This is a genomic window from Candidatus Pantoea floridensis, assembly GCF_900215435.1.
In the GTDB taxonomy this organism is placed as follows: Bacteria; Pseudomonadota; Gammaproteobacteria; order Enterobacterales; family Enterobacteriaceae; genus Pantoea; species Pantoea floridensis.
Genome location: NZ_OCMY01000001.1, coordinates 3,589,242 through 3,605,432 on the forward strand (window position 1 = coordinate 3,589,242; position 16,191 = coordinate 3,605,432).

Annotated in this window: 14 protein-coding genes; 12 read left to right on the plus strand and 2 right to left on the minus strand. The window is 53.1% G+C overall.

The window, feature by feature from the left end:
• Positions 1-101: 101 nt before the first annotated feature.
• The 12 genes from flgK to CRO19_RS16770 all read left to right on the plus strand — a co-directional run bounded on the left by flgK (position 102) and on the right by CRO19_RS16770 (position 13,075).
• The gene (flgK, locus tag CRO19_RS16715; RefSeq protein ID WP_097096836.1) at positions 102-1,736 is read left to right on the plus strand and encodes a flagellar hook-associated protein FlgK; all 1,635 of its coding nucleotides are present in this window, start codon (positions 102-104) and stop codon (positions 1,734-1,736) included.
• Between the two features lie 10 nt (positions 1,737-1,746).
• On the plus strand, positions 1,747-2,640 hold the full coding sequence (gene flgL, locus CRO19_RS16720; RefSeq protein ID WP_097096837.1) for a flagellar hook-associated protein FlgL: 894 nt from the start codon (positions 1,747-1,749) through the stop codon (positions 2,638-2,640).
• A 77-nt stretch (positions 2,641-2,717) separates the two neighbouring features.
• A complete protein-coding gene (locus CRO19_RS16725) occupies positions 2,718-4,355 on the plus strand; it encodes a methyl-accepting chemotaxis protein (RefSeq protein ID WP_097096838.1) in 1,638 nt (545 codons plus the stop codon).
• A 169-nt stretch (positions 4,356-4,524) separates the two neighbouring features.
• Positions 4,525-5,256, plus strand: a complete 732-nt coding sequence (locus CRO19_RS16730; RefSeq protein WP_097097683.1) for an RNA polymerase sigma factor FliA — start codon at positions 4,525-4,527, stop codon at positions 5,254-5,256.
• A 353-nt stretch (positions 5,257-5,609) separates the two neighbouring features.
• The gene (gene flhD, locus CRO19_RS16735; RefSeq protein WP_097096839.1) at positions 5,610-5,972 is read left to right on the plus strand and encodes a flagellar transcriptional regulator FlhD; all 363 of its coding nucleotides are present in this window, start codon (positions 5,610-5,612) and stop codon (positions 5,970-5,972) included.
• Positions 5,965-6,543 (plus strand): flagellar transcriptional regulator FlhC, encoded by a 579-nt coding sequence (flhC, locus tag CRO19_RS16740; protein ID WP_097096840.1) that lies wholly within the window; start codon positions 5,965-5,967, stop codon positions 6,541-6,543. Before flhD ends, flhC begins: the two co-directional genes overlap by 8 nt.
• An 83-nt stretch (positions 6,544-6,626) precedes the next feature.
• Positions 6,627-7,526 (plus strand): flagellar motor stator protein MotA, encoded by a 900-nt coding sequence (gene motA / locus CRO19_RS16745; protein ID WP_097096841.1) that lies wholly within the window; start codon positions 6,627-6,629, stop codon positions 7,524-7,526.
• The gene (gene motB / locus CRO19_RS16750) at positions 7,523-8,440 is read left to right on the plus strand and encodes a flagellar motor protein MotB (RefSeq protein WP_097096842.1); all 918 of its coding nucleotides are present in this window, start codon (positions 7,523-7,525) and stop codon (positions 8,438-8,440) included. Before motA ends, motB begins: the two co-directional genes overlap by 4 nt.
• A complete protein-coding gene (cheA, locus tag CRO19_RS16755; protein WP_097096843.1) occupies positions 8,427-10,358 on the plus strand; it encodes a chemotaxis protein CheA in 1,932 nt (643 codons plus the stop codon). The genes motB and cheA overlap by 14 nt, the downstream gene beginning before the upstream one ends.
• 47 nt (positions 10,359-10,405) lie before the next feature.
• Positions 10,406-10,900 carry a chemotaxis protein CheW gene (locus tag CRO19_RS16760; protein ID WP_097096844.1) on the plus strand — a complete coding sequence of 165 codons (495 nt, stop codon included), beginning with the start codon at positions 10,406-10,408 and terminating at the stop codon, positions 10,898-10,900.
• A 207-nt stretch (positions 10,901-11,107) separates the two neighbouring features.
• Positions 11,108-12,067 (plus strand): HTH-type transcriptional regulator Cbl, encoded by a 960-nt coding sequence (cbl, locus tag CRO19_RS16765; protein WP_008109354.1) that lies wholly within the window; start codon positions 11,108-11,110, stop codon positions 12,065-12,067.
• A 165-nt stretch (positions 12,068-12,232) separates the two neighbouring features.
• Entirely contained in the window at positions 12,233-13,075 is an 843-nt protein-coding gene (locus CRO19_RS16770) for an oxidoreductase (RefSeq protein ID WP_097096845.1), read from the plus strand.
• Positions 13,076-13,228: 153 nt separating this feature from the next.
• On the opposite strand, the gene CRO19_RS16775 is transcribed toward CRO19_RS16770, so the two are convergent.
• Both CRO19_RS16775 and CRO19_RS16780 read right to left on the minus strand, forming a co-directional pair.
• Positions 13,229-13,603 carry a transposase gene (locus tag CRO19_RS16775; RefSeq protein WP_141400248.1) on the minus strand — a complete coding sequence of 125 codons (375 nt, stop codon included), beginning with the start codon at positions 13,601-13,603 and terminating at the stop codon, positions 13,229-13,231.
• 183 nt (positions 13,604-13,786) lie between these two features.
• Positions 13,787-15,952, minus strand: coding sequence for a putative bifunctional diguanylate cyclase/phosphodiesterase (locus CRO19_RS16780; protein ID WP_097096847.1), 2,166 nt, complete (start codon positions 15,950-15,952; stop codon positions 13,787-13,789).
• Positions 15,953-16,191: the final 239 nt, after the last annotated feature.

Consider the following 16,191-nt stretch of genomic DNA (forward strand, 5'->3'; position numbering starts at 1 on the left):
GGTGTTTTAGAGATTTTTACTATCACCGATGAGTTATATACCGACTGAATATTTTGGCCTGGCGGCAATTAGCAGGTCATCTTGATATCTACAGAGAACTTATGAATAACCTGTTTAATTTAGCGAAAAGTGGCCTGAATGTAGGTCAGTCCGCTTTAAATGTTGTGGGTAGCAACATGATTAATGCTACGTCGCAGAACTATAGTCGTCGTGAAATGATTATTGGGGAATCGGGTGGCCTCGCCACGGCGCAGGGTTTCTACGGCTACGGCGCCAGAGTGAACAATATTAGCCGTGTCTACGATGCGTTTACCAATACTCAGCTGCGGGATTCAGGCTCTAAACTTGGGGCGCTGGACGGACGTTATCAGCAGTTGGCCGATATCGATAACATGCTGGGCGATGTGTCGGACAACGTTTCGGTGTCACTGAACAACCTGTTTAAATCGATGGCAACGCTGAGCGGCGATGCCTCCGATGGCCCGGCACGCGCGGCGGTGTATAGCTCACTCGGCGTGTTAACACAGCGCTTTAACGAAAGCGGCAAACGTCTGGATAATCTGGAAAAAAGCACCAACAGCCAGATCGATCTGAGCGTCAAAGATATTAATGCCTACACCCAACAGCTGGCGGAGATTAACAAGCAGCTGGAGCGCGTGCAGGCACAGAATGGCTCTGCGCCGGCCGATCTACTGGATCAGCGTGATGCGCTGCTGGAATCGTTGGCTTTGCAGGTTGGCATTGATGTCACCGAGAACAAAATCACCGGCCGCGTTGACGTCACGCTGGCAGATGGTCGCCCGCTGGTGTTTGGTGAAGAGCAGTACAAACTCGCCACGTCCCCTTCGCCGAGCGATCCCAATAAAACCATTGTCTCTTACGTGAACAAAGAGGGTAAAAGCGAGGCGATTAACGAATCCAGCTTTACCAAAGGCCGCCTGTCGGGCTTGTTCAAGTTCCGTAATGAAGATCTGGAGCTGGCGCGCAACGAGCTGGATCAAATTGCGTTCCAGATGGCCAGCCGCTTTAACGAACAGCATCGTCAGGGTTATACGCCAGCGGGCGACGCCGGTGGCGACCTGTTCAAGCTGCCCGATATGCAGGTCTTTGCCAATACGAAAAACACCGGCACGGGCAATCTCACCAATGGCAAAGTCACGGATTACACCAAAGTAAATGCTGAGGATTACAGCATCAGCTTTGACGGTAGCCAGTGGACAGTGACGGGTTCGGACGGACGCACCGTGCCAGCCACGCTCTCCGGCGATACCCTGGCCTTTGACGGCGTAGAGATTGATGTGCCGGCGGGTGCCGCTTCGGGCGACAGTTTTACGCTCAACCCGGTCGCCGGTGCCGCAACCGGCATTAGCCGTGCGCTGGCCAGCGCGCAAGACTTTGCCGCGTCCGACAAAGTAGATGGCGGCCCAAGCAATAACAACAACCTGGAAAAAATGCTGAAAATCCAGGACGAGAAACTGATTGGTAAAAGCACGCTGAGCGAAGCCTATTCCAGCCTGGTGGGCACCATCGGTTCCAACGCCCGCGCCGTGCAGTCGAATATGACGTCAGCCCAAATTGATGCCGACACCAAACTTGAAACCAAGCAGGCCTTCTCGGGTGTCGATCTGAATGAAGAAAACGTCAATATGACGATGTTCTTACAATATTACCAGGCGAGCGCGCAGATGTTGCAAACCGCAACGTCGTTACTCGACACCCTGTTAGCCATTAAATAAGGAAAATATAATGCGATTAAGTACGCTTTATATGTTTAAACAAAGCGCTGAAGGTATGTCGAAGCGCGTAAGTGATAATAATGATGTGCTGTTACGCCTTTCTAATATGAAATCATTATTGCGCGCCTCAGACGATCCGAGTGCGGCCACCAGCGCGGTAAAATCGCAGGATGCGCTGGCGAAGCAGGAGCTGTACAAAAATGTCCGTTCATCGACGCGTAATGCATTGCAGCATGAAGATAATATTTTAAGCGGCGTGGGCAATTTAATGACCACCAGCCTGACAGAAAAAATCGTTGCGGCGAAAAGCGATACTTACTCAGCAGAAGATCGCGCTGCGCTGGGGAAAGAGCTGCAGGGTATTCGTGCCAATCTGCTGGATCTGGCGAATAACCGCGACGGCAGCGGCCGCTACATCTTCTCCGGTTTTAAAACCGACAGTCCGGCTTTTGATAGCAGCGGCACCTATATCGGTGGCGGGGAAGCGCGCAAGCTGACGATTGCGGACGGCACCGAAATGACGGTGGGTCATCTAGGCAACGACGTGTTTGGCGATCTGTTCAAAGACCTGGATGGAGCAATCACCGAACTGTTGCGCGATCCCCTCGACCCGGATGCCATGCAGGCGGCGCTTAGTGTTGCGAGCAAGGCAGTCGATTCAGGCATTGATCGCCTGGGTAAGGCGCAGGCTGAGCTGGGGACTAATTTGCAGCAGATCGACGCATTAGATATGAACGGCGATACGATGATCAACGATCTAACCGTGCAGGTGCAGACGGCGATTGGTTCTGATTACGAAACCATGACCAGCCTGTTGATGGATTCCAAAATGTCGGAATTTTCCCTCACGGCTTCGATGATGGTATTCCAGTCAATGCAGAAGATGAATTTATTCAATAAATAATCGCTTCACTCCTTTATTCACTTTCCAGGACGTCTTACCGCCAGCCGTTTCTCTGCTGGCGGTAGAGAACACAAACTATGTTTAATAATTTGAAAATATATACCAGGTTGAGCCTGGTGATTGGCGTTTTCGCCGTGACGCTAATGGGCGTGACGGCGTTCACGACCTATAACACCTATATCAATAACCTTAACTTTAAACGTATTTTAGTGGCTGCAACTAATAGCGACCAGATGCGCGATGCCGCCTATAACATTAGCGCCGCGCAGGCGAATATTGGCGACATGATGATGATGGTGATGCGCGGTGAAACCGTTTCGCCGGAAACCGAAATGCTCACCAAAAATGTGCTGAAAATGTCTCTCGATGCCGTGGACGACTATATGGCTTCCCCGTTCAATAATGACCAGGAACAGCGGGCTGCCGCTGAAGTGAACAGCGCGTTTAACGATCTTTATACGGCGGTGCAGGCGAATCTGGATGCGGTGCATAGCTCGCGTGAATACCGTCATACGCCAGCGAACCTTCAGTCGCTGCGCAGTGCGCTACGTGAAAAAATCAATCAGTTTAGCCTGATCGCTGACCAACACAGTGATGAAGCGGTGGCGACGGCAGAAGCGGACTATAACGCCATGATGGTGTTGGGCTGCACGGTGGTGGTGATTGCGCTGGTGATGTTGTTCATGGTGCGCTACTGGCTGCGCCGCGCGCTGGTGAAGCGCATGGATATGACGATTGATGTGCTGAAACGCGTGGGTTCTGGCGATCTCAGTAACGTCATTGAGCATGGCAATCGCGATGAAATTGGCGCCATGCTGGCCGAACTGGAAGCGATGCGCGCCTCTCTCAGCAGTACGATTTTCAGCATTCGTGAAGGCGTAGTGCGCATGCATACCAATTCACAAGAAATTGCCCAGGGCAATAACGATCTCTCTTCTCGCACCGAGGAGCAGGCCGCCGCGCTGCAGCAAACCGCCGCCAGCATGGAACAGATCAAAACCACGGTACGGCAAAATGCCGACAACGCCTATGCCGCACGCCAGCTGGCGGAAAGCGCCAGCAGCAATGCGCAGCAGGGTGGTGAAGCGATGCAAAACCTTGAGCAGATCATGGTGCAAATTACCGATAGCTCGCGTCAGATCGCCGACATCAACGGCGTCATCGACAGCATTGCCAACCAAACTAATATTCTGGCGCTGAACGCTGCGGTTGAAGCGGCACGCGCGGGTGAGCAGGGGCGTGGATTTGCCGTCGTAGCCGAAGAAGTGCGTAATCTGGCGAAACGCAGTGCCGAAGCGGCCAAAGAGATCAACACGCTGATCAATACCTGCGTAAGCAATATGGATAGCGGCTCACGTCAGGTGAATCAGGCGAGCGTAGTGATGCAGGATATCGTCACGTCCGTGGCGCAGGTGCGCCAGATTATGGGTGAAATTACCTCCGCATCCGATGAGCAGAGCGCCGGAATCAATCAGATTTCCCAGGCCGTCAACGAAATGGATCTGGTGACGCAGCAGAACGCCGCGATGGTGGAAGAAGCGGCGATGGCGGCAGGTGAGCTGGAAGCGCATTCTGACGAGCTGGAAAAACTGGTGGCGCAATTTGCGCTTGGTGAACGCGTTACCAGTCAGCACGATTTGCTGCCGATGAAAATGCACGCGCCACGTTTACACGCGAAGCCAGATAATAACCACGCCCAGTGGGAAACCTTTTAATTTATTCAAAGGCGATAAATAGCCGCACCGATTGGCGCTTTCTCAACGTAATTACGCAAACAGGCTAATTAAGTACCGGAAAGCGCCATGTTATAAAGCCTTATTGCACTATTTGAAAAGGCGTTTTCACCGGATAATTCTCACTGAGAATATGGGGTGGAAAAGTAACGTGAACGGTATTTATACAGCCGAAGGGCTGGAAGATAAAACAGCGCTGTGGTCGAAATACCACTATCTGGTACGGCAGGAAGCTTTACGCTTACAAAAGCGATTGCCGGCCAGTGTCGAGCTGGACGATCTTATTCAGGCTGGTGCCATCGGTTTTTTAGGTGCTGTTGAAACGTTCGACCCAAAGAAAGGCGTCACGCTCAGCGCCTGGATAATACAACGCGTGCGCTGGTCATTAATGGATGAATTACGTGAACGTGATTGGGTGCCGCGTCGCGTCAGAACCCATTCACGTGAAATGGTTGCCATTATTCGTGAAATAGAACAAGAGCAGGGGCGTGAAGCCAGCGAGCTGGATATTGCTGAGCGCATGGGCATTTCTCTCAACGAATTTCATCAAATGCTGGCCGATACCAATACCAGCCAAATGTATTCGATAGAAGAGTTGCAGGAAATGTCTCCGGATGCCTGGGAAACATCAACCGACGAACATGAATCGCTCAATCCGCTATATGAAACCATTCAGAATAAGCTGGTGGAGAGTATTGCTGAGCATATTCGTTTTTTTCCGGAGCGCGAGCAGCGTATCCTGCAGTTCTATTATCAACAAGATCTTAACATGAAAGAGATTGCCTTGATTCTTGGCGTGACGGAAACGCGCGTTAGTCAGTTGCATAGTCTGGCAATTAAACGCTTACGCAGCAGGATGGATGATACCTCGTTCGAGGTATGAAGCCAGGGTGTTAATAATGTTAACAGCGGTTAAAATAGAGGCTTAATATTAACGCATAAGGTTTAAGAACGTTTAACAGCTCAATAATCATAGTTTAATCATAAGGTTAGTGAATAACATCGGATTAGGCCTGTTTTCGACTGATTGCCAGGAATAATCCTAGAAGTTATGCTTTTTCCACTTTCCGATGAGGTGGTTTTCATTAGTCTGGAATATGGGTTATCCACTCTACACATTGGTGTGAAATAAATGTGAACGAGCGGTGTTGCAGAGATGCGAATTTCCAGCTGATAACAATGATCACCTTTTTGATTTTACCTGTTTATGATTAATAAACTTTGAGGTGTTACTCAGTGTCTAATTTCGATGAATATCTTCAACACATCCATGATATCAATTTGTCATATCTACTGCTTGCTCAGCAGATAATCCGTCAGGATAAGTTTGCTGCTGGTTTCCGTCTGGGATTATCCGAGGGAACTATGGATAACTTAAAAGAGTTGTCACTGCCGCAGTTAATGAAGTTGGCGGCAACCAATCAATTTATATGCCGACTTCGTGTTGATGATGAAGTGGTCATCGAAAACCTAACCAAGGATTCACGTATAGAAGCACTGCAGCAAATTCATACTGGCATCATTCTTTCAACCAATTTGCTTAATTCACTCAGTGAAGCACCGGCAGAAGTTGCAGAGCGAGGTGTCTGGAATGTGTGAGAAAAGCCTGCTGCAAGAAGTACACGAAGTAAATATTGCGATGGAGCTGATTACCCTCGGTGCGCGTATGCAGATTCTGGAAACGGAAACCTCATTAAGCCGTCGTCGCCTGTTGCGCTTATATAAAGAGTTACGTGGCTGCCCGCCACCGAAAGGGATGCTGCCGTTCTCAGAAGACTGGTTTATGTCCTGGGAACAAAATATACATTCGTCGATGTTTTATAACATCTACCTCTATTTAAAAAGTACCGAAAAGGCACCGTCCATCCAGACGCTGATGAAAACGTATCGTTTATATCTGGAACAGTGCCCATCACGAGAGGGTGATAAACCGGTACTGGGGCTGACGCGTGCCTGGACATTATTACGCTTTATTGATTGCGGCATTATTTCGCGTAAAGCCTGCAGCGTATGTCAGGGCGGTTTTATTGTGACCACGGAATTTATCAAAAATCCGTTCACGTGCAGTTTGTGTAGTCCGCCATCGCGTGCATTTAAGAAGTCTCAGGTGAATTTTGCTAGCGAGTCGAGCCCGCTGGCTGCCAGCAACTTTATGTTGGTAAACGCCTGATCCCCTGACAGGTGCGGCTAACAAGATGGCAAGTAGCCGGCGTGGTTTTACCGCGCCGGAGATAAAATCAGAAAGGAGAAGTTGTGTTAGTTATCATTGGCTATCTTGTGGTTATCTTCACTGTCTTTGGTGGTTTTGTGCTCTCCGGCGGTGAACTTGCCGCCCTGTTCCAGCCGCTAGAACTGCTGATTATTGGTGGTGCTGGCGTTGGCGCCTTCATTGTTGGTAACAACGTTAAATCCCTCAAATCTACCGGTCGCGCGGTTGCCAGGCTCTTCGTAGGTCGACGTTATAACAAAGCGGTCTACATGGATCTGATGGCGATGCTGTTTTTGCTGCTGACCAAAAGCCGCGTGCATGGCCTGATGACGCTGGAGAAGGATATTGAAGATCCGCAGAACAGCGAGATTCTCAGCGCCTATCCACGTCTGATGAGCGATCCGATGCTCAGCAACTTCGTCATGGACTACTTCCGCCTGATGATTGGCGGCAGCATGAATTCGCATGAGATCGAAGCGTTGATGGACGAAGAGATCGAAACCTGTGAAGAGGAGCTGGAAGTCCCGGCGCAGAGCCTGAATAACGTCGGCGATGCGTTTCCGGCTTTCGGTATTGTCGCGGCGGTAATGGGCGTGGTGAACGCGCTGGCCGCAGCCGATCGTCCTGCTGCTGAGCTGGGCATGCTGATTGCCCACGCGCTGGTGGGGACCTTCCTCGGTATTCTGATTGCTTACGGCTTTGTTCTGCCGCTGGCCACGCTGCTGCGCCAGAAAAGTAGCGATCAGGTGAAGATTTTGCAGTGCATCAAAGTCACGCTGCTCTCCAGCCTGAACGGTTACGCGCCGCAGATTGCGGTGGAATTTGGCCGTAAGACCATTTACACCAGCGAACGTCCCTCTTTTGAAGAGCTGGAAGAGCACGTGCGCGAAGTGAAATCGAACGCCAGCCTGAAATCCAAACCCTCGGATGCAGCTGCCGCATGAAAAAAGATACGCCGATTATTGTCCGCAAGCGCAAGAAGCATAAACACGCGCACCATGGCGGCACCTGGAAGATCGCTTACGCCGACTTTATGACCGCCATGATGGCGTTCTTTTTAGTGATGTGGCTGCTGTCGCAATCCGATCCCACGCAGCGTGAGCAGATAGCCGATTACTTTCGCGTGCCGTTAAAACCCGCCCTGGCGCAAGGCAATAAAACCAGCCTGAGCGACAGCGTGATCCCCGGCGGCGGTGACGATCTGGTAAAAAAAGATGGCGAAGTCTTTAAAAAGCAGATGGATGCGGTGAGCCGCCAGCAGGCGCTGGAAAGTCTGCGGCAGGCGAAGAAAAAGCTGCAGCAGATGATTCAAACCGATCCGCGGCTGAACAACTTCAAATCCAATATTTTGCTCACCCTTACCAACGATGGGCTGCTGATCCAGATTACCGATTCGCAAAATCGACCGATGTTTAAGATTGGTAGCGAAATACCGGAATCCTATATGAACGGCATCCTGCAAGCGCTGGTGCCGTTGCTGAATGAGCTGCCTAACAAGATCAGTCTGACCGGTCACACCGATTCACTGCCGTATTCGGGCGGCGTCGGCGGCTATAGCAATTGGGAGCTCTCCACCGGCCGTGCCAATGCGGTTCGTCGTGTGCTGGTGAGCGCCGGATTGAGTGATGAACGCTTCCTGCGCGTCATCGGCAATGCCAGCCACTTGCCGTTAGAGGATGTGGCACCAGACGATCCGCGCAATCGCCGCATCAGTATTCTGGTGTTGAGCCGCAGTAAAGAGCAGGCGATCCGTAGCGAAACCCGCAGCGTGCAGCCGGTACCCGAGGTGCCGGAAATGGCAGAAATTAACGGCGCTCAGCTGAAAGAGGTTCAGGGTTACACCGATGGACGTGAATGATTTTTCGCAGATTTTCTTCAGTGAGGCGGAAGAGCTGCTGGCGGATATGGAGCAGCATCTGCTCCAGCTGGATCTGGCTTCGCCGGACAAAGAGCAGCTTAACGCGATTTTCCGCGCGGCCCACTCGCTGAAAGGCGGCGCGGGCACGTTTGGCTTCAGTGCGCTGCAGCAAACCACCCATCTGCTGGAAAACCTGCTGGACGAGGCGCGCAGCGGCAAGCTGATGCTCAACCGTAACCACATTAACCTGTTTCTGGAAAGTAAAGACATTATGCAAGCGCAGCTGGAAGCGTATCAGTCTTCGCAGGAGCCCGATGAGGCGAGTTTTCACTATATTTGTCAGGCGCTGCGTGAGATTGCCTTGCTGGAGCAGGGCGAGCCGGTAACGCCACCCGCGGCGGCGGTGGTCGCTGCCAGCCCCGTTCCGGCGCAGAGCGGTGATGAGTCGCTTTTACGCGTTACCCTCAGCGCGGTTGAGCCCCGTGAACAGACACTGCTTCGTGAAGAGCTGCAGCATCTTGGCACAATCATGCAGGTGGAAAGCCTCGGCAACAGCATGACCGTGGATCTGCTCACCAGCGTCACCGCCGAGGAGATCTCTGCGGTGCTCTGCTTTGTGCTGGACGACACGCAGATCCTAATTGAATCGACAGCGGCAGCGGAAGTGAGCGCGCCAGCGCCCGTTATCGCACCGCCTCCGGTGGTGGCAGAAAAACCTGCGCCAGCAGTTGCTGCCGCTGCGCCGCGTGCGGCGAATCAGGAATCAAGCAGCATTCGCGTGGCGGTCAGTAAAGTTGACCAGATCATCAATCAGGTTGGCGAGCTGATCATCACCCAGGCGATGTTGTCACAGCTCACCAATTCGCTCGAGCCCGGCAGCTACGACAGGTTGCAAAACTGCGTGGCGCAGATGGAGCGGAATACGCGTGAGCTGCAGGAATCGGTGATGTCGATCCGCATGATGCCGATGGATTACGTGTTCAGCCGCTTCCCGCGCCTGGTGCACGATTTGGGTTCGCGCCTCAATAAGCAGGTGGAGTTGACGCTAAAGGGCGGATCGGCCGAACTGGATAAGAGCCTGATTGAACGCATTATCGATCCGCTGACGCATCTGGTGCGTAACAGTCTCGATCACGGTATCGAATCCCCCGAAGAACGTCTGGCGAAAGGCAAACCGGCGTGCGGCAATTTAACGCTTTCGGCGGAACATCACGGTGGCAACATCGTGATAAAAGTGACGGACGACGGTGCTGGTCTGAACCGTGAAAAAATCCTCGCTAAGGCGCGCTCGCAAGGGATGAACGTCAGCGAGACGATCAGTGATGACGACGTGTGGATGCTGATTTTTGCTGCCGGTTTCTCTACCGCCGAAAGCGTCACCGATGTCTCAGGACGCGGGGTGGGCATGGACGTGGTGCGGCGAAATATTCTGGCGATGGGCGGCCATGTGGATATTCACTCCCGCACCGGAGAAGGCAGCACGATCAGCATTTTCCTGCCGCTGACGCTGGCGATTCTCGACGGCATGCTGGTGAAAGTGGCCGATGAAATCTATGTGCTGCCGCTGGGCGCCGTCATGGAATCCCTGCAGCCGAAAGAAGAGATGATCTGCCGCTTTGTCGGTGAAGAGCGCCTATTGCAGGTGCGCGGTGAGTATCTGCCGCTGGTGCTGTTGCGTCAGCGCTTCGCGGTCAATGGCGACGCGCACAGCGACGATGGCATTGTGGTGATTGTGCAGAGCGCGGGCGTCCGCTATGCGCTGTGGGTCGATCAACTACTCGGCCAGCAACAGGTGGTGGTGAAAAACCTTGAGCAGAACTACCGCAAAGTGAAAGGCGTATCGGCCGCGACGATTCTTGGTGACGGCAGCGTGGCACTGATTCTGGATGTGGTTGAGCTTTCGACCCTTAACGATTAGCAGCAAACGCTCGCGCGCCAACGCGCGGGTGTGGAAGGAGTTTTAGCATGTCAGTTTCCCTGGCCAACAAAGACGCCGTGGCGCAAGAGTATTTAGTTTTCCGTCTCGGCGACGAAGAGTATGGCATTGATATTCTCAAGGTACAGGAGATACGCGGTTGCGATCGCGCCACGCGTATCCCCAACTCGCCAGATTTTATTACCGGCGTGACCAATCTGCGCGGCGTCATCGTGCCAATCATCGATTTACGTTTGCGTTTTCATTTGCCCGTTACGGAAGATGATAAAGACACGGTGGTGATTGTCCTGAACTTTGGCGATCGCATTGTGGGCATCGTGGTGGATGGCGTGGTGGACGTGCTGTCACTGGAAGCCGATCAGATCAGACCTACACCCGACTTCACCTCGGTGCTTTCCAGTGATTATCTGCTGGGCCTTGGCGTGATCGACACCCGCATGATCATCCTGGTTAACATTGGTAAACTGCTGAGTCGCGAAGAGATGGAATTGATGGATTCCCTCGTCGACGGCCAGCCACGCTAAGTCACACGTTCATTACTTACGCTGTAGCGGCGCAATTTATGGCGCAATGCCGTGCGCCGCTACCCTGCGTAATGCCTGTCAGCTATTCACCTCCCATCGCCTTCCCTTATTACTATTCCGCATAACACACCGTTTTTTATTATTTGTTGCAATCACACCAACTTCATAACATGGACGAAACAGGGGCAGGAATCAGGAGAAAAGGGTGTGAATTTCCAGCAACTTAAAATTATACGTGAAGCGGCCCGTTGCGAGTTCAACCTGACTGAAGTGGCGAATACGCTGTTTACTTCCCAATCCGGGGTAAGCCGCCATATTCGCGATCTGGAAGATGAGCTGGGCGTGGAAATTTTTATTCGTCGTGGCAAGCGACTCCTCGGCATGACCGAGCCGGGCAAAGCGTTGTTGACCATTGCTGAACGCATCCTTGATGAAGCGGGCAAAGTACGCCGCTTAGCGGATGTGTTTACCAATGAAACCAGCGGCGTGCTGACTATCGCTACCACCCATACCCAGGCGCGTTACAGTTTGCCGCGCGTGATTAAAGCGTTTCGACAGCTCTATCCGAACGTGCGTCTCGAGCTGAATCAGGGGTCGCCGCAGGAGATTGTCGCCATGCTGTTGGCCGGTGAAGCCGATATCGGTATTGCCTCCGAGCAGTTGGTGAACAACAGCAGCCTTGCGGCGTTTCCCTGGTTCAGCTGGCATCACTCGCTGCTGGTGCCGCACGATCACGAGCTGCTGCAGCATCAGCCGGTGACGCTTGCCAGCCTTAGCCGCTATCCGCTGATCACCTATCGTCAGGGCATTACCGGCCGTTCGCGCGTCGATCGTGCCTTCCAGGCGGCAGGACTCAGGCCGGATATCGTGCTCAGCGCGCAGGATTCCGACGTGGTGAAAACCTACGTTGAGCTGGGCCTTGGCGTGGGTATTCTCGCCGATCAGGCGTGTGATATTTACGAAGGCGAAGATCTGGTAAAAATCGATACGCACCATCTTTTTGATGCCAATACCGTATGGCTGGGACTGAAGCGCGGACAACTACAGCGCAACTACGTGTGGCAGTTCCTCGAGCTGTGTAACGCTAATCTGTCGCTGGAGGAGATCAAGCGTCAGGCGCTCTCCTACGAAACCGAGAACGAACCGGCCATCGATTTCCAGATCTGATTGTACTTTTCCCTCACCCTCTCCGGCTGGCCGGAGAGGGAACCAAGCCCTGCGGCCTGTTCATGGCGCACGCATCGCTAATCACCCTTGACCGGGTTTGCCATAGTTACTCTCTTTGCCCGGTGAGGTTTCATTGGGCCTATTCACATTGAAGGGGACGTTACTATGGCTTCAACAACTACGCCAGTTTGGTTCATTTCAGGCTGTTCAACCGGTTTTGGTCGCGAGCTGGCGCAGCAGACCATTGCGCGCGGCTTCAACACGGTTGTTACCGCACGTGATGTATCAAAAGTGCAGGATTTAGTGAGCGGACACGATAACGCGCTGGCGCTGGCGCTGGATGTTACCGATCAGGCCAGCATCGAACAGGCCGTGAACGCAGCGCTGGCGAAATTCGGTAGCGTTGATGTGCTGGTTAATAACGCCGGTTACGGGTATCAAAGTTCGGTGGAAGAGGGTGAAGAGAAAGAGATTCGCGCCCAGTTTGATGCCAACGTGTTTGGCCTGTTCGCGCTAACCCGCGCGGTGCTGCCTGCCATGCGCAAAGCGCGCAGCGGCCATATCATCAATATCACCTCGGTCGCTGGTTTTATTGGCTTCGCCAGCTCGGGCTACTATTCGGCGAGCAAACATGCGGTGGAAGGGTGGTCTGACTCGCTGGCGCTAGAAACCGCACCGCTGGGCATTCACGTTACCTGCGTCGAACCTGGCCCGTTCCGCACCGATTGGGCCGGTCGCTCGCTGCATCAAACCCCCAGCAAGCTGCCGGAATATGCTGAAACCGCGGCAGCGCGCATGAAATCCACCTCAGAATACAGCGGCACCCAGGCGGGCGATCCGGCTCGCGCAGCCAGTGCGATGATCGCCATCACCGAACACGCCAATCCACCGCGCCATCTGGTGATGGGCGCATGGGGTTACGACGCGGTGACCAATAAATTGAAAGAGCGCCTGACGCAGATCGAAGCGTGGAAACAAACCTCGATTGAGACGGATTTTCCATCGTAAACAGATCTCTGCGTTGCTTGTAGGGTGCGCATTAATGCGCACCTGGTAATGTGGTCGCCATTCATGGCGACCCTACGGTTTTCCAGATACATACAACCTGTCCAGTTCCCATTTCATGGGATTCTCTTCAATATATCTGCGGATGTTCAGTAATTAGTGTTCATCCCGAATTACGCGATCATAAAAGCTGCGCTGCCATACCTTTATCCCAGTTTCACGCGTTATCTCCGCTTTAAACCAATTAACAATATTCAGCAGGGACCGATGTGTGCTTTCATTTAGCCAAATAATGCCATGCAGGTGATTCGGCATCAGGACAACGGCATCAAGGGTTATCGCGGTATCGCGTTGTGATAAGGCCTGCCAGGCTTTAATGGCATAATCCCCAATCGGCGTGAGGCAGAATTCTGTTGCGATGAATAGGCCAAATAAAGGTGCGCGGCGATGGCAAACCAGGGTGATGAAATAGGCGCCGTTGGTGCGGTAATCATGATTTTTCAAGCGTGGATATTTACGGTTCTTCATCATGGCCTCCTTGCCGACATAATATTATTTTATTTGCGGCGAGAAGGCGATGAAGGTTGTTTAATTTTGAGGGACGTATTCAGAGTTAATTTATTGCGCGTGGAGCGGTTATTCAGGTCGCCATAAATGACGACCCTACACCGAGACCGTAGGGGCGCCATTTATGGCGACCTGGTATTCTGGCGATCACACCATCTTCTCTATCTCTTCGAACGGCACGGCGTGGCTGAACAAATACCCCTGCAGCTGGTTGCAGCCGGCATCAGCCAGCGCATTCTTTTGCCCTTCGGTTTCAACTCCTTCGGCGGTGACCGTTAAGCCCATGGCGTGGCCCAACCGCACCACCGATTCAACAATCGCGGTGGAGTTCTGCGCCACGCCGAGCGACTGCGTAAATGAACGGTCGATTTTGATCTTATCCACCGGGAAGGTGCTGAGGTAATTGAGGCTGGAATAACCGGTACCAAAATCATCCAGCGCAATGCGGAAACCGGCTTCGCGCAGCGCGATAATGCTATTGCGCGCTTCATGTTCATCCTCAATCAGCACACCTTCAGTGATCTCCAGCTCCATTTGTGTGGGATCGGCACCTTCTTCCCGCACAATTTCAACAATGCGCTCAACAAAATTGCTGGCGCGAAACTGTACCGGCGAAACATTCACCGCCACAACGATATCGGGCAGTCTGAGCGCGGTTTTACAGGCTTCACGTAGCACCCACTCGCCAAGCGGAATAATCATGCCGGTCTCTTCGGCAATGGCAATGAAATCACCCGGCGAGACATCGCCTCGTTCGGCGTGATGCCAGCGCAGCAGCGCCTCAAGGCCTACCACGCGCTGGCCGCTGATATCCATCAGCGGCTGATACCACACCGCCAGACCGTCCCATTTCACCAGCGCCTGACGCAAATCCGCCGCCATTTGCTGGCGCGTGCGCAGCGATTCATCCATCACTTTCTCAAACTGACGATACTGGCCGCGTCCGTGATTTTTTGCTTCATACAGCGCGATATCCGCTTTTCGCATCAGCTCAAGCCGATCGATGCCATCCTTCGGTGCCAGCGCCAGACCGACGCTTACGCCGACCCATAATTCACTGCCCACCCATTGATATGGCTCGCTGAGGCGAGCAATGATGCGGTTCGCCAGCGATTGCACCTGGCCAATATTCTCAACATCCGGCATGACAATAATGAACTCGTCGCCGCCAATACGACCGACCGTATCGCTGGCGCGCACGATGTCATTGAGACGGCGCGCCACCTCCATGATCATTTCGTCGCCCGCGTGATGACCGTAGGTATCATTGATGTTTTTAAAACGATCCAGATCCAGCAGCAGCAGCGCCACGCGCTGGTCGTGGCGTCCGGCCAGCGCCAGCGCCTGGGTTAAACGATCTTCCACCAGCGAACGATTCGGTAAACCGGTCAGCACATCATGAAACGCCAGATGCTGTGCCTGCGCTTCACTGGCGCCCAGTTGCAATAACGACTGCGACAGTTTCAGCGACGAGGTCCAGATACGCCGTACCATAAACAGGCACAGCAGCGTGATTAACATCACCGACAGCAGCGTTGAAGGACCGATGGTGCGCAGCATCTGAGCGCCAGGCTTGTCCGGCTGCCAGCTAAGATAGCCGACGGGATTGCCCTGCTGAGAATTGAGCAGGTAGCGCGCTTTGGTTTTTCCCGCCGGTTCAGTGTCGCTAAAGTGCAGCTGCCGCAGCTGGCTGCGATCGGAGAGATTACGCAAATAGCCATCATCAAGGAATTTAATGCTCACCAGGCGATAGCGTCCCGCCTGTTTCGTGCTGCTGATGTCACCCACCGCCAGCGCGGCGGCGCGTTGACCGATGCGCACAAAATCAGCGCGATCGGCAGGACCCGCCGCCACATCGCTGCTGAGCACCAGCGGACTCTGCAGCATCTCGTGCAAATAAGGGCCCACGCGCTTATCGGGCACCGGTTGGCCGTTGCGCCAGACATTAACCAGCTGATTATCGCGATCCAGTAAGATCACCAGCTGGTGGTCAAACATGTCATACAGCCAGCCGCCGACATTTTGCGTCAGCCAGCTTTGGTCGGGATGCGCTAACGCCAGCTGATCGGCCAGCGGTGACCAGCGCGTCAGGCTGCGCAGCTGGCGCAGATGCTCACTGAGACTTTGCGCGAAGGAAGCCTCAATCATACGCTGCTGCTGATCGCGTGCTTCATTGTTGGTGAGCGAGGTCCCCCAGAACAGACCCATCCCCGCGCCGGCAAAGGTCAGGAGTAAAATAGCCATCAGCGGCAAAATAACTTCACGGACAAAGTTACGGCGAAAACCATCCGATAGTTTTAATGCGTTAATCATTTTGAAATTCGCCTGACAAGAAGGGTTCATCTTTTAACTTAGCAGAACTTACCCAGGCTGCACGGAGTAAGGGAAGCGATAAGTCAGTGAAAATGGGCGCAAATTTTTTGAATATGGTCACAAAGGAAACAGTTAAAGATAGTTTATTGAATTAACCCGCTTTGCCCCGCGTTCCTCCTGCCGTAAAGCAAATTCATCTTTGCGTCATTGAGCCGTCACGGCGCTGTCATCTACCGCCC